Here is a 16,232-nt window from a genome sequence, read left to right as displayed (position 1 = left end):
CCCGGTCCCGACTGCGGCGCTGAACGAAGGCAACAACGATGTGCAGGTGATGGTCACCGGCGTGGATGCCGCTGGTAACACGGCGATTGCGGTGGAGCATAAAAATGTGGTGCTCGACACCCATGCCGATGCCAACATCTCCATTGACGCAGTCACCAAAGATAACGTCCTGAATCACGATGAGCTGGCGGCTAAAACCCAGTTTATTCACGGTGTTGTGGATGGCGATGCGAAACTTCACGACCGTGTGGATATAGAAATTAAAGGCAATCATTTCAACGGCGAAGTGATTGATCTTGGCAACGGGAAACTGGGTTACAACATTGCGGTCGATCCGCGCGTTTTCAGCAACAACAAAGGTGAGGTTGACGGCTCGGTCAATGTGCACGCTACCATTACCTCTCATGATGATGCGGGCAACGAAGTGATCGCGACTCAGGATCGCCTGGTAAAAATCGACAACCACGCCAATGCCACCATCTCCATTGACGCCGTCACCAAAGATAACATCCTGAATCACGATGAGCTGGCGGCTAAAACCCAGTTTGTTCACGGTAACGTTGGCGGCGACGCACGCGTGGGTGATGTGGTTGATCTTGAAATTCGCGGCAATCATTTCACCGGCAATGTCGTTGATTTCGGCAACGGCAACTTAGGCTACAACATCGAAGTGAACCCCGCGGCGTTTAGCCGCAACAAAGGCGAAATCGACGGTGACGTCAACATCCGCGCTACCATCAAATCCCACGATGGCGCGGGCAACGTGGTGGTGCAGACCGCTGACCATTCAGTTCATATTGATAACCACGCCGATGCCTCTATCACAGTTGATCGTGTCACCAAAGACAATGTTCTGAACCACAGCGAACTGGCTAATCCAACCGTTTCCATCCATGGAACCGTTGGCGGTGACGCCGCTATTGGCGATAAAGTTGATATCAACATTCACGATCAGCACTTCCTTGGCGAAGTGATTGATCTGGGCGGCGGCAACCTGGGTTACCGCATTGATGTTAATACCCGCGCATTCAGCAACAACAAAGGCGAGGTGGACAAAAATGTCGATTTCACCGCGTCAGTGACTTCCCATGACCATGTCGGAAACGTGGTGACGGTTACCACCGACCACACTGTGCATATTGATAACCACGCCAATAATGGCCTGACTATCGACACCGTTGCGGGCGAAGATTGGGTCAGTAATGCGGAATCCAAAAACCCGATCGTTATTCGCGGCGATGTCACAGGCAAAGATGCGCGCGAGCACGATCCGATAGTGGTTAATGTGAATAATCATAACTACACGGGGGAGGTTCATGCTGATGCCAGTGGGCATTTGTACTATGAAGTGTCACTTCCTGTTGGGGCGCTAAAAGAAGGTCAGAATGATGTGAAAGTGGCAGTGACCAGCCACGACAAAGCGGGGAACGTTGTCGAAAATTCACTCATTCACTATGTCGCGGTGGATACCCATGCAGACGCGACCATCAAAATTGAGCAAATGACCGATGACAATGTACTGAATCGTGATGAACTGGCTTCGCATGATCAAATCGTCACCGGCAAGGTGGGCGGCGATGCTCGTGTAGATGATGAGGTCGTCATTGAGATCAACAATCGCACGTACTCGGGTGTGGTCGAAGTTTTGAATGACGGATCCCTGGGCTACAAAATCCCTGTTCCTACCTGGGAATTCCATGATCCTAAGGTGGAACTTGACGACAAATTTGTCACCTTCCACGCGTCCGTGACGTCACATGACATCCTGGGTAACGAAGTCACGGAAACGACCGAACACACTGTTCATATTGATAACTTTGCCAGTAGTACCGTATCCATTGATAACAATCTTGCCGGTGGCGATAACACGGTTAACGCCGTTGAATCCGTTGCGCCTACGATGGTCACCGGAGATGTCGGTGGTGATGCGCGCGAAGGCGATCATGTTTTGGTTCTTGTTAACCAGCAGAAATTTGAAGGTAACGTCGTCAAGGACGCTGATGGCCATCTGCGCTATGAAGTCCCTTTACCGGCCGGAACCCTGCATTTAGGTAATAACTTCGTGCAGGTGTTGGTGACCAGTTTTGACAAAGCCGGGAATGACGTCACCTCGGTTGCGAACACCAACATCACGATGGATACCCAGGCTGATGCCAGCATCGCTATTAATAATGTCACTCCGGACAATATTCTGAGCCACGCAGAACTGGATCATGCGAAACAGGTTATCACTGGCACAGTAGGCGGCGATGCCAAACTTCATGATGTTGTAGACATTCTGATTAATAACCAACACTTCTATGGGGAAGTTATCGATCTTGGCCACGGGCAGCTCGGACATGGGCAGCTTGGCTATCGTATCCCTGTGGATTCTTCAATCTTTGGCAATAACCACGATAAGATCGACACTGATGTAACATTCACCGCTTCCGTCACCTCGCATGATGCTGCGGGCAACGAAGTTACCGTCACCACCGATCACAAGGTTGATATTGATAACTTTGCGGTCAACGATTTCACCATCGATACCGTTGCGGGCGAAGATTGGGTCAGCAAAATTGAGGCCCGTAGTAACACCATCATTCGTGGAGCCGTCACGGGGGATGATGCGAAAAATGGCGATGCAGTCACCGTACGTGTATCGGGAGTTGATGAACACGGCAATCCTGCACATGATGATTATCCAGGCGTGGTTCACACTGATTTAAATGGCCATCTATATTACGAAGTGCCGGTGCCACCGGGCGGGCTTTATGAAGGTCTGGACACGGTAGAAGTTTCTATCACCAGCCATGATGAAATCGGTAACGTCGTCACGACTTCTCATACGCATGATATTGCGGTCGATACCCATGCCGATGCCACTATTGGTATCGATAAAGTCACTGCTGACGACGTGCTTAACTACAATGACTTAGAACAGCCTAAAGTGACGATCACCGGTGACGTGGGTGGCGATGCTAAAGTTGGCGATCACGTAGTGATTACGATCAATGGGGCTGATTATCCAGGGAATGTGATAGTTCTGGATAACGGTCACTTAGGCTATAAGATCGATGTTGATTCTTATGCTTTCGGCAACAATCATCAGAAGGCTGATCATAAATCTGACGATTTAAGTGACCGCAATAAAATCGACACCGATGTGAAATTTACCGCCTCCGTCACCTCTCATGACGAACTGCACAACGTTGTTACTGTTACCACTGAACACACTGTTCATATTGATAACCACGCCGATGGCATTCTCACTGTGGGCCAGGTGACTGGCGATAACATCATTAACCACCACGAATCACGAGAGCACACCACCAAAGTCACCGGCACCGTGAGCGGCACATCGAGCGGTGAGATTAATGAAGGCGATAGAGTCACCATTACCGTTAATCATCACTCATATGAAACTACCGTTATCAAGCTGCCTTATCAGCATGGCGCTTTAGGTTATAGCGTAGATGTGTTGACCAAAGATCTGCTGGCCGACCCGGACCCGATTGCCCATGTTGTGGCGCACGACGCCGCCGGTAACGCAGATCATATCGATATCTCTCACCATATTGATATTGATCTGGAAGCGACGGCGAGCATCACTATCGATCCTGTCACCGGCGACGATATGATCAATGGTAAAGAGTCGGATAAAGAATTAACCACGGTTTCAGGCACCGTCGGCGGCGACGCGAAAGAAGGCGACGTTGTTCACCTGGTGATTAATGGCAATGAGCTGACGACAGAAGTCACTAAAGATTCTCAGGGCAACCTGGTCTGGAACAAACAGGTGAGTACCCACGACCTGATGGTCGACCATCACTTTACGGCAAGCGTGATCGCCACCGATAACGCCAACAACACGGCAACTGCTGAAGCAGACAGGACTGTTGTTGTTGATCTGAAAGTTGAAGCTGAAATTACGGTTGATTACGTTACGCCTGATAACGCCCTGAACGCCGATGAACTCAAGCAGGGGCATACTCTGGTTAGTGGCACGGTTAAAGGGGAAATGCATGCAGGCGACCCTCTGACGTTAACCATCAATGGTCATGACTATCAAGGGTTTGTAGAAGATCAGGGTAATGGAAAGATGGGGTACCATATTTCCGTCAGTACGGCAGATCTTCAGGCCAATCCGCATATTCATGCCAGCATCAGCGTCACGGATCAGGCACAAAATAGCACCGTAGCTACTGCCCATCACGACGTCATTATTGATGATCATGCTAATGCATCAGTGACGATCAACGTGGTTTCTGGCGACGATATCCTTAATCACCTTGATCAAAAGCACCCAACCACCAACATTAACGGCACCGTCGGTGGCGATGTTCATGAAGGGGATATCGTTCATGTTTGGGTCAATGGAATTGATTACCGTGCGACGGTAGAACCACTGGCATATCTCAAGGGTGGCCTGGGTTATTCCGTTGACGTGAGAACCGACGCGCTGTTAGCCAATCCATATATTCATGCCACTGTTACGGCTGTCGATCTGCATGGCAACAGCGTTTCGGTTTACGCGTCACACGATGTCTCCAGAGATGACAGCGCAAACGCGACGATTTCTATTGGTACTGTTTCGGGTGATGACTGGATCAATAATGTAGATGCTCATCAGGAACACACCACTATTACTGGAAAAGTCACCGGTGATGTTCATATCGGTGACACCGTTGATCTTGAGGTCAACAATCAGCATTACTTCGGAAAAGTCGTTTCTGAAGGCACGGGCCACGGCCTGGGTTACAGCATTGATGTGAGTACCACAGATCTGCTTTCCGGTGGCGATAAACCGATTCTTCATGCATCAGTAACCGGCTACGATGCGGCGGGGAACACCGTGCTGGCAACGGCCGATCACGCCGTGGGGATTGATACACGGGCCGATGCGCAATTAGACTTCAGCGTCGATATTGTAGGTGATCATTATCTGTTCATGGGGGCTGTTGGCGGTGATGTGAAAGCAGGAGATACCGTTACTTTCACTACTGAAGGTCATACCTACAGCACGACCGTTGAAATCCGCACTGACTCTTCCGATGGCAAGCCTTATCTAGGTTTTCGCACTGAGATTGTAAAAGACGTTAGTTCAGGGCTGGAGACTACGGTATTACGTGCTGATAAAAACCAGTATATTTTTGCTGAAGTCACAGGTACCGATCACTACGGTAATAGTCAGACGGCAATAGATCAAGTTGTTGCACCGGGTAAAAACGATAGCTCTGCGCAGACGCCATATGTAGATCCATCGAACGCTGGTCAAACCCCACATGCCGAAATCACCATCAGCCCGGTTGCGGGTAATGATGTGATCAATAAAGCCGAATCAGAAGCGGGCAAGACCTTAATTCGCGGTACGGTTTCAGGGGATGTTCTTCCTGGTGATGAAGTGACGCTACATATCGGTAGAGATTCCTATACCGGTAAAGTCGTTGAATTGCCAAATCTCCCAGGTGAGTACGGATATGAAATTCCGGTTGATACAGCAAGCCTGATGAACAGTCCGGCTGTGACAGCACTCGTCACGTCGCACAACGGCAACCAAGTGTTTACGGCATCTCAAGAACTGAGCGTAGATACTGAGGCTAAGGCCGAAATTCACCTCGATAATATTGCTGGCGATAATGTGATCAACATTGCCGAAGCGGGTGCGGGAACGACCGCCATCAGCGGCATCGTCAAAGGTGATGGTATTCATGACGGCAGTAACGTCACCATCATGGTGAATGGAAATCCTGTTACCACTCAGGTCTTTACCGATTCCGAAGGTGTGATGCGTTTTAGCAAAGACGTCAGCGTTGACGATCTGCGCCATACCCCCACCATCACCGTGAGCGTGACCGGGCAAGACGATCAGGGGAATACATTTACGGCAACGGACGGTAAAAATATTACTGTTGATACGGACATTAGCGCTGGTATCACTATTAACACTGTCGCGGGCGATAACATTATCAATTCGAATGAAAGTACAGCGGCTACCACGCAAATCACCGGTAAGGTATCGGGTGACGTGCAGCCAGGCGATCACGTAACGCTGACCGCCAATGGCCATGAATATCGCGATGTAGAAGTGGCTCAAGACGGGACTTACAAAGTTGATGTACAAATCAGTGATTTAGTTGACGGCAAACCGATCATCGTAGCAGTGACTGGGCATGATGAGCATGGTAATACCCTCGTAGCCCAAGCGACTCAGAATATTACCGTTGATACCGAGGCCCATGCGGGTATCAAAATGAATATCGTGTCCGGTGATGACATCCTTTCGGCGAAAGATCTCAGCGCAGAACACACGAAGATCACCGGCACGGTAGATGGCGATGCAGCGGTCGGCGACAAAGTTACGATCATGCTCAATGGCGTTGTGAAGAGCGGGCTTGTTGAAGTGGATGCTGTGACCGGGAAGCTGGTCTATACGGTGAACGTTGACTCCGCCGATCTCAAAGCTGAAGCGCAATACCAGCACACCGATAAACCAACGATCGTCGTGACGGTAAATGGCGAAGACAGCTCCGGTAACCACTTTACTCAAAGTCAGAGCAGAGTTGTGACCATTGACGATCATGCCGATGTGAAGCTGACGTTTGATCCGGTGGCAAAAGACAACATCCTGAACATCGAAGAAAGTCAGCATTCAACCACGCAGATTAGCGGCACAGTGACCGGCGATGTGAAAGACGGTAGCACTGTTATTCTTACCATTAATGGCAATGAGCGCCCTGTAACCATCCATGGCGATGATACACATGGGTACACCTTTAAACTGGATGTCCCGACTTCCGATCTGCTTGCCGATCAGACGATTACCTATAAAGTGACCGGCGTCGATGCTGTCGGCAACACCTTAACCGTCACCGAAACAAACACCATTACCATCGACCACGATGCAGCAAACACGGTGAAAATTGATACTGTTGCTGGTGATAATCGAGTGAATATTAATGAATCCCACAATGCCAATACTATTGTGCATGGCGTCATTACGGGTGATGTTGTCAACGGCAAGATAACCATCGATTTGAACGGCACGAATATCACTGTTGATATTAAAGACGTTGTCGTCGCTGATGACGGTGTGCATAAGACTTTTGCTATTCCGGTTTCAACCGATGCGTTAATTGAAGGCGATAACACGGTCACTATCACCATCAATGGGGAAGACAACGCTGGCAACCCTGCAACCTCTACCGATACTCATCACATTAAGCTCGATACCACAATTGATGCGTCGATTAATATCGACCCAGTGGCGGTAGGAAATGTGGTTAACGGCAAGGCACCCGCACAAATTCATGTTACAGGAATGGTTGATGGGGACGCTCGTGATGGTGACATCGTGACGCTGAACGTTAACAACCATGAAATCCGGACCAAAGTTGTCCCCGTTGGCGACCATCTTGGTTACGACGTTCGGATGGATAAAACCTGGCTGCATGAAGGTGATAACAACGTCACCGTTAATGTGCAGGTAACCGATGATGCTGGAAATAGACTGATACCTGCTTATAACCAGGTTGTTACGCTGGACTCCCATGCTGATGCGACGATTACCGTCAATTCGCTGACAGCTGATAACACGATTAATGCGCTCGAATCGAAACGTATTTCTGTGACGGGCCAGGTTGATGGCGATGCGAAAGCGGGCGATACGGTGACACTGGAAGTTAATGGTCATACCGCGACGGCTGAAGTAAAAATGATGGGGAACCATCTTGGCTATGAGTTTGATGTTAAAAAGGATTGGGTGCAGGAAGGCCACAACGATCTGAGTGTAAGCGTCAGCGTTACTGATAATGCAGGTAACCACTTAACGACTCCACCAGTCATCCATCCGGTTTACGTTGATACAAAAATTGATGCGACGATCGCCCTCGATCCAGTCACACCAAATCACGTGATCAATGCCAGCGCGCCTGAGACTATTTCTGTCACCGGCCAGGTGGGTGGTGATGTGCAAGAGGGTGATCATGTGGAATTTGAAATCAATCACCACACCTTCTCTGCTGATGTTGAATTGCTCAATGGCCAGTTAGTTTATAAGGCTGATATTGAGAAAAAATGGTTGAACGACGGTGACAATATCCTGAAAGCCAAAGTGACCACTCAGGATCATGCAGGGAATGTCATCACTAAAGAGACCACCCAGCATATCCAGTTGGACACCCATGCCGATGCCAAAATCACTATCAATAATGTCACCGACGATAACCACATCGACTCGCAGGAAGCACGTCACCATCTGACTCATATCACCGGCCAGATTGACAGCGCCGATGTGCATGACAATGAACATATCAATGTCACCATCAACCACAAGCATTATGACGTGGTACTGCACGAAGAGAATGGCCATCTGACATATGACGTTCCGGTTAATACCCATGAACTGAATGTCGGTAAAAATAGCGTGAATGTTTCAGTGATTGCTCACGACGATCATGGCAACAGCAACGTTATCCATCAACAGTCAGATTTCACAATGGATGATCTATCCCATCGTGGTAAGCATGACGTTGATACTTCGGGTAAAACACATCACGCGACGCACGGCCATGATCATGGTTTAAGTAACCTGTTCGATGACAGCCATGAAACCTTGTCGTTTAATCTTCACCCTGATGCCAAAGCTCATTCGGGCCGTGACGACGCTAAAGTCTTTACCGGAAAAGATGACAGCAACGAAGCGAAACACGATCTCAGCAGCCTGGCGAAAGAACTGCACGAGAACCCGGACATTACGCACCACATCAGAGGCGGTGATGATCACGGCCAAGGCAAAGGCCTGGCGTCTGCAGCGACACACTTACCGGGTGCTCCGCACGCGGGTGACGCTGGAACGATGCACGACTCAGGTGGTTCATCGCACTACTCGCTGGATCACTTGATTGCCAAGCCAGAACATTACTCACACTAAATGATAATCACCGCCCTTCACCGGGCGGTGATTTCACATGCCGTACTGGCAATAAAAGAAAGGTACTGGAAATGTATTACGTTCAACGTAATGAAGAAGGGCAACTGACACGGGTTGAGAACGAGCCGTTTACCGGAATGACAGGTGAAGTCTTCACGCAGACGCCTGAAATCACCGCCTGGAATAACGCCCGCAACGTGGTGGATGAAAGCCTGCAACATAAAGAATTACTGCAACGCAGTGACCTTGAAATGGTCCGCGTTCTGGACGACCTGATTTTCCTGCTGATTCAAAAAGGGGTGATTACGATCACCGACCTGCCGCCAATGGCGCAGGTGAAGCTGATGAATCGTGCGCAGGCGCGCCAGGGGTTGGGTGGGTTAGAGGATTTATTGAACAGCGACGATCAAGGGATCTTCTGAGTCGGATGACGCTGCCGCTTATCCGATCTACGAAACACGAGTAGGGTGGATAAGCGGCAGCGTCATCCACCATTTTTCATCAATCAGAACGGTGCTGGCTCACCCAACAACTGCCCCATCGCGCCATAAATCCCCACTTCTTGCAGCACGCGCAGCTCCCCTTCGGTTTCAACACGCTCGGCAATCAGCGGCAGGTCAATATTGTTGGTTGCGCTGTGTAACACGTCGATAAACAAGCGTTTATCGCTCTCAATATCAATGTGGCGGATATAGCTGGAATCAATTTTCAGGTACGCCAGGCCCCATTGCGACAGGTGCCCAATCATATCGAAGCGGCTACCGAAGTGTTGCAGGCCAAGGCGGCAACCAAATTGGTTCAGCGATTTGATAAACACTTCCATTTGCTCAGGTTCCGGCAGTTGGTTCTCATCCAGCTCCAGAATTAAACGACCGGCAAGCTGCGGGTTCGTCTTCAGTGGGTTAAGCAACTGCTTGATAGTGGCGTCATTTGCCAGAGAACTTCCTGACAGGCTGAGCGCCAGATAACCCGGATAGTTTTTCAACTGCTTCAACGTCAGACTCAACATCACCTGATCAAGGCGCTGGCTCCAGCCAAACCGGTGGATCCACGGCAGGAAACGACCGGCAGGAATGCTGTTGCCTTTTTCATCAATGATGCGCGACAGCACTTTGTAATGAATCACTTTTTGTATGTTTTTGCAGTCCACAACCGGCTGGAAGAACAACTGGAACTGCTCTTTGCTCAGTGCATTCTCAAGGCGCGTAAACCACAGATGCTGGTCTTCATTGGCTGCATCAGTTTGAACCACAGGGAACAGGTTGGTCTGATGCGTGGTATGGGTTTCGGCTTCCATCAATGCGCGGTCGGCCTGAACAATCAGCGACTGCGGGGAATCCCCATAACTAAACGGCACCATTCCCGTATGCGCGACCGGGTTAATGTCAGACATGCCGGTTGCGTAGAAGGCGGCAAGTTGCTGATTGAGCGAGTTCTGCAAAGTCAGCATTTCATTGTGCGTTACGCCTGGGCAAAGCAGGGCAAATTCGCCACCGCGAATACGGGCAAGAATGCTGTCGGCATTGGCATGTTGGTTCTTCACGACATTCATCATATCGGCAACATGCTTCAGCAAGTTATCGGTATGCGGGCCGCCAAAACGCTGGTTCAGGCCACCGAGATCCTGAATGCGCAATAACAGCAAATAGCCAGATGCCGATTCTTCATCGCTTAAGCGGGTCTGCATCTGCAAGTCGAAAGCGCGACGGTTAGCGATACCGGTTTGGCTATCGAGATAGGCCTCATTGTGCAGACGTTCGCTGTGCTCGGCCTGATCTTCAAACAGGGATTTAAGTTTAGCGACCATCAGGTTCATGGCCTCCACAACGCGGCGCAACTCCGGCGTTTTCGGTAAGTCGAGCTGAGTGAGATATTCGCGGCGGGTAATCGCCTGGGATTGTTTCACCATATAATTGAGCGGGCGTAACTGGCGGCGCAAAAGTGCGGCACCCGCCAGAATACAAACCACGGAACAGGCCAGCATCCACAGCAGGTTTGCCAGCGTGCTTTCCCATAAGCGCTTGATAGCAAACACCGGGTTGCTCAGGACTTCGACGCGCGCCGCCTGCTGCCAGCCCCGCATAATCGTCGCTTCACCGGCTTGCGGTTTCACATTGACCAGGGCGACAAACCAGCCCGGCACTTCGGGAATAGACAACGACGCGCTGCGCTCAAGAATCGTTTTGCCGCTCGACTGATCGATGACACGGATGGCATCGTAGTAGCCGCTATCGAAAATTGAACTGACCATTAACTCGATCATCGCGGGATCGTCAACGTGCGGGGTGAGCGAAAGGCCCAATGCGGTCGCGGCATCCTGCGCGTGAGAAAGCAGCTGGTTATTGTATTGCTCCCGGGAACTTTCGAGATTCACAATAAAACTACCGCTGAAGATGATCAGCATAAATAGAAAGATAGCTATTAGAAGCTGTTTGAAAAGTGACACAGGTTTATCCTATTCATCAATCGGGAATCCTTCTTCCCGCATTTTTTTCAACACATCCTGCCATCGAGAAAGACGCTTACTATCCCCGACACGTTTATTATTCTGACTTCCTGGCAACCACAACCCGCTATCATTAAAGGAATAAACAGGCAATAAATCCGAGCGCTGTGTTGCAGGTAAAATGTTATCCGTCAGACTATCAAGAACGATGGGAATCGCATCCGGTGACGAGTACCAGGTTAATACCATATGCGCCCGATTCAGACGTAATGCTTTAACGTAGGTAATACGTAACTTTTCTCCTGAAACACCTAAGTGACGTAATGTGAAATATTTAGCGATAGCATAATCTTCGCAATCTGCTTCGCCTTTGCGCAGCGATTCTACGGGCGTTGCCCAATAATCAGTGCTATTCCAGATTTCAATATCTTCACGGTAATGCAATTGCTGGTTAAAAAAACGATTCACCGCATTTAATTGTGCGAGTTCAGTTTGGCTCCGTTGGTTCAATAACAGTTGCTGCCACGCATTTATACGCAGCTCGCCATCCTTTGTTGCCTGGCCATAGAGTTGATCGGCACGTTGTTGAATGGTCGTGAAATCCCAGGCTGCACGTAAAGAGCCTCCCGCCAATAGTAACAACAGCACACCAGAAAAAATCAGAGGCGCTAATAACCTGGTGCGAAAAAATAACCTGACTGAGTTCAATTACACATCCGAATAGAGCCAATAACTGTTTAGTTTCGCTGTAGGTTTTTCGGCATCACTTTTTGTGTCAGCCACTTGTGAGTCAACTGAGTATTGACGGGTGATTCAAAGATGCGCCCAAGTGTCTTATCTACAAAAGCAACAAACTGTGGGTCTTCCTTCCTCATCATAATGGCATATTTCATTTTTTCACCCACAACGTCCTGGGAAACAGAGAAATCTTCAGGATGCTCATTTTGATTGATAATAGGATACGCCAGGATGTCATCGAGAATGATCGCGGCAGTACGTTTTTGCGCCATCATATCAAACGCATCTTGCACGGTATCTGAAGTGATTATCGAGATACTCAGATGTTTCTCACGGTTCACTCGATTGAACTCTAACAAATCTTTAGAACCGCGTGGCACGCTGACGGTACGGCCTTTTAAGTCTTCAAGCGTATGGATATTATTCTGGCGCAGCGAAATAATACGCATATGGGCGACAAAATAATCAACAGAGAAGGAGACGCTTTTCTTCCGCTCTGGCGCATCGGTGTTAACGCTGCAATCCAAATCTATTTTACCAGAGTTAAGTGAGTTCACGCGTTCGGTAAATAGAGTAGGAATGTAATGAACGGCGAGATTCTTTTTACCCAGAGAAATACGCAATTCATCAGCAATCATATTGCATAGGGAGATGGTGTACCCGGTCACTTTGCCGCTCACATCCCGAAAAGAGAAAGGCTCAAGTTGACGATAACCAATGTTTAACGCATTACTTTCTTTAATATGATCAAGCGTGGCAGAAGTGCCATCGGCCCTGAGATAATTGGGAGCCATTATCAGAGGTAACAATGCCAACGCCCTCAGAAGAACCTTGAGCCCGGTGTTAAATGACTTTTTCATGTTAGTACGCATAGAGTGTTGTAGATGTTGTGAGTTTTTTAAGTTCCGCCGACATTGGAATATTTAGATTAATAGCGTTCGGTGGAATAGGAGACTGGAACCATCGTTGGTACAGTTTCTGAAAATCTTTGCCGGTAATAAGTGTTTTGAGCGTGTTATCGAGAAAATTTTTGAATTCACTGTCATCAAGCGGCAGCAACAAGCCTGCGGGAATCGGTGGGCTTAACGTCTGATCTGATATTTCAAACTCATCAGGCGTCGGGGACATCGCGATCATACCTTTCAGAATCGCCGTACTTGAAATCAAAGCCGGTAACTCACCGCTTTGAAGTTCCTGGAATGCACCTTTGTTATTGTTATCAAGCTCAATATTTAAATTGAGATCGTTCGTTCTATTGATGGTGTGGATTTGCTCGACATAAATAGTGCCGCTTTTAACCAGGACACTGTGCCCGGCTAAGTCGTCAATGGTATCGGTATGGTTATTTTTGCGAGTAATGAAACGCGTGCTGGAGAAGAAAAATGGGAATGAGAATTCGGCTTTTTGATGACGCAATTCAGAATAAAAACCAGGGATGCACATGATATCAGTAGCATGATTTTTAATGAGCACGAACTGTGACGCGGTACTGCTTTTTATCCAGCGAACTTTAAGGTCTTTTAGCTTCAGTTTTACTTTGATTGCATCAACGAGTTTATTGCATATATCAATGGAGTAACCCGTCGGTCGCTGCCCCTCAATGTATGAAAAGGGAAATGCATCATCTTGATAACCCAGCGTAATTGTCTTTGTCTCGGCTATCTTATCCAGTGTGTTTTTACTGTGTACGCCATGTGCGTGGCATACCGGACTACTGAGCAAAAATAGTGCCAAAAACCAGATGACTGACAGGTTTGTAGGGTGGATAAGCGTATGCGTCATCCACCATTTCGGTGAATGGTGTCGGATGGCGTTACACTTATCCGACCGACGAAATAGCCCAGCAAATAGGGTTTTAGCAGACATCGCAGATTTCCCCGTCGATGACTTTATTGCCAAACGTCGGCTCCAGATCTTTCTCAGGCAATGGGCGGCTGTAATAGTAACCCTGTACATTCTGGCAAGAAATTCGGCGCAAAATGGTCCGCTGCTGCTCCGTTTCAACCCCTTCTGCCGTCACGCTCATGCCATATTTCTGGGCAAATTGAATCAGCATCACGACCAGGTACTGGCTCGCACTTTCTTGCTCCAGTTTCATAATCAGGGTACGGGCGATTTTAATGCGAGTGAACGGATAAATAAGCAGGTAATCCAACGCCGCATATCCGGTTCCCAAATCATCCATCGCAATAGAAATACCCATTTCACGAATTTTTCTGAATACCGGCAACGCAATAGACTGATCCAGCTTTTCTGATTCAGTGACTTCAATTTCCAGACGGTTAGCCGCCAGGCCACTTTGTTTTAACGCATCAACAATAATGTCTATCAGGCCAGGGCCATGTAATTGATAGGCCGAAATATTCACCGCGACTTTAGTGGACTCAGGCCACTTCGCCGCAGCCATACAGGATTGTCGGATAATCCATTCGCCCAAACGAATAATCAGGCCGGATTCTTCCGCAATATTAATGAAGTAATCCGGGAATATCAGTCCCTTAGTAGGATGATTCCACCGGATAAGCGATTCATAACCACAAACCGTTTCATTTTCCAGATCGATAATCGGCTGGTAGTGCAGCACGAACTCATTATTATCAATGCCGTTAATGATTTCCTGATTCACGAACACACTGTTGGTGTGCTTCATCATCATGCCGTCTTCAAAGAAGTGGTAGCAACCGCGTCCGCTATGTTTTGACGCGTACAATGCCAGGTCAGCATTGATCATCAGCGTCGTGGCACTGTTGCCCTGAGAAGGGGCGGTGACAATACCCACGCTACAACTGATGGCGAAAGAGTGGCTGCCGTAGGTAAACGGAATACTCAAAGCACGAACGATTTTTTGCGACAGTGCTCCAGCTTCCTGGCAATTGTCTTCCCGCACACTCTGCAAAATAGCAAATTCATCGCCGCCTAACCGCGCAGCAAAGTCCATCGGGCCGAGCAACAATGACAGGCGCTGTGCGACACCGATCAGAACTTCATCGCCCGCCGAGTGGCCGAAGGTGTCGTTGACCGGTTTAAAGTTATCAAGATCGATCAGCAACAAGTTGAAAGACTGCCCGTTTTGATTCATTTCGCGAATACATTTATCCAGTGCCTGGCTAAAAGAAGCGCGGTTCGGGAAGCCGGTCAGCGAATCATGGTGAGCCATGTACTCCATTTTTTGCGACATATCCTGCATTCTTTGCAGGTAATCGCGTTCAACCATCGCAATACGGAGTTTTTCAATCGCTGCTGCTAATTTGCCGATTTCGTCATCCTGATCTAAATAAGGGGTAATAAGGTCGGTTTGCTCGTGGGCAATGCGGGTCAGGGAGTTGATGAGCAACGGTACCGGGCGGAACAGGCGGCGCATAAACAGCGTCACCAGAGCCAGCGTACCTAACAAAATTAGCGCCAGAATGATCAGTGTTTTCTTCAGCATCGCGTCATAGGCGGCATAGAGCTGTTTTTTATTGCCGATGCTGCTGACTAAACTACCCAGAATTTCGCCTGATGGAGTCAGAATAGGCACGGCGCTGATAAAGCAATCCTGGCCGTTAATCGAGGCAAAACCAATGTAGTAATTCCCCAGGGCGTCAGTGGCTCTTTGTCCTTTGAAGCTGATTTTTTCTTCTGTTGATTCTGAATTATTGCTGATGCCCTGGAAGCCTTTTTCTGGCGTATAAAGGAAAAGCCACGTCGGGTTACGGGTTTGCACCGCGGCCAGAGCTAATACATCGACAGGGTTATAACCGGTTTGAATCACTGAGTCCGGGTCGCCGATTTTGTGCTCCGACACAATGCGTGTGATTTGGCCGGTCGAACTGGTTCCCACCGCGACGTTGGTATAAACATTGCGGACGATATAGGTAATGATTTGCGCATTCGCTTCAGCCTGATGTACCCACTGTTGGTACGAAAAGCTATCAATCAGACCCCAACCCGCGCAAGCACCTGCCCCGAAAGCAATAAGGATACCCGCCAGCAAAAACTGGGTTATTTTCCCGGCGATAGAATGGTGCCAACCTTTTACGCTTTTAAGCGAGAAAAAACTTTTAGCCACAGATTGTCGGTTTCCTAATGAATACGAATTGCTCATGCATTAATGATTTGAAATTAATGCATTGAAATATATTGTCTGGCTGTTGC

The 16,232-nt window shown here is 48.7% G+C and carries 7 protein-coding genes; 2 read left to right on the top strand and 5 right to left on the bottom strand.

What is annotated here, in order from left to right:
* Positions 1-49 precede the first annotated feature (49 nt).
* Both GBAG_RS22810 and GBAG_RS16445 read left to right on the top strand, forming a co-directional pair.
* Positions 50-8,911, top strand: coding sequence for an Ig-like domain-containing protein (locus GBAG_RS22810; protein WP_246864888.1), 8,862 nt, complete (start codon positions 50-52; stop codon positions 8,909-8,911).
* A gap of 71 nt (positions 8,912-8,982) precedes the next feature.
* On the top strand, positions 8,983-9,333 hold the full coding sequence (locus GBAG_RS16445) for a hypothetical protein (protein ID WP_034498144.1): 351 nt from the start codon (positions 8,983-8,985) through the stop codon (positions 9,331-9,333).
* Between the two features lie 83 nt (positions 9,334-9,416).
* Here the strand turns inward: GBAG_RS16445 and lapD are convergent, their stop codons facing one another.
* From lapD to GBAG_RS16420, 5 genes are all read right to left on the bottom strand, one after another.
* Complete coding sequence (lapD, locus tag GBAG_RS16440) at positions 9,417-11,357, bottom strand: cyclic di-GMP receptor LapD (RefSeq protein ID WP_034498142.1); 1,941 nt, start codon at positions 11,355-11,357, stop codon at positions 9,417-9,419.
* Between the two features lie 9 nt (positions 11,358-11,366).
* Complete coding sequence (gene lapG / locus GBAG_RS16435) at positions 11,367-12,005, bottom strand: cysteine protease LapG (RefSeq protein WP_156104904.1); 639 nt, start codon at positions 12,003-12,005, stop codon at positions 11,367-11,369.
* Between the two features lie 89 nt (positions 12,006-12,094).
* Complete coding sequence (locus GBAG_RS16430) at positions 12,095-12,955, bottom strand: transporter substrate-binding domain-containing protein (RefSeq protein WP_051873741.1); 861 nt, start codon at positions 12,953-12,955, stop codon at positions 12,095-12,097.
* Between the two features lies 1 nt (position 12,956).
* On the bottom strand, positions 12,957-13,961 hold the full coding sequence (locus tag GBAG_RS16425; RefSeq protein ID WP_246864887.1) for a transporter substrate-binding domain-containing protein: 1,005 nt from the start codon (positions 13,959-13,961) through the stop codon (positions 12,957-12,959).
* Entirely contained in the window at positions 13,951-16,146 is a 2,196-nt protein-coding gene (locus tag GBAG_RS16420) for a putative bifunctional diguanylate cyclase/phosphodiesterase (RefSeq protein ID WP_034498141.1), read from the bottom strand. The genes GBAG_RS16425 and GBAG_RS16420 overlap by 11 nt, the downstream gene beginning before the upstream one ends.
* Positions 16,147-16,232 lie beyond the last annotated feature (86 nt).

Origin of the sequence: Buttiauxella agrestis ATCC 33320 (genome assembly GCF_000735355.1) — a bacterium.
Taxonomy (GTDB): Bacteria; Pseudomonadota; Gammaproteobacteria; order Enterobacterales; family Enterobacteriaceae; genus Buttiauxella; species Buttiauxella agrestis.
The sequence above is the reverse complement of the archived record's forward strand: the minus strand, read 5'-3'. Positions and strand labels throughout refer to the sequence as shown.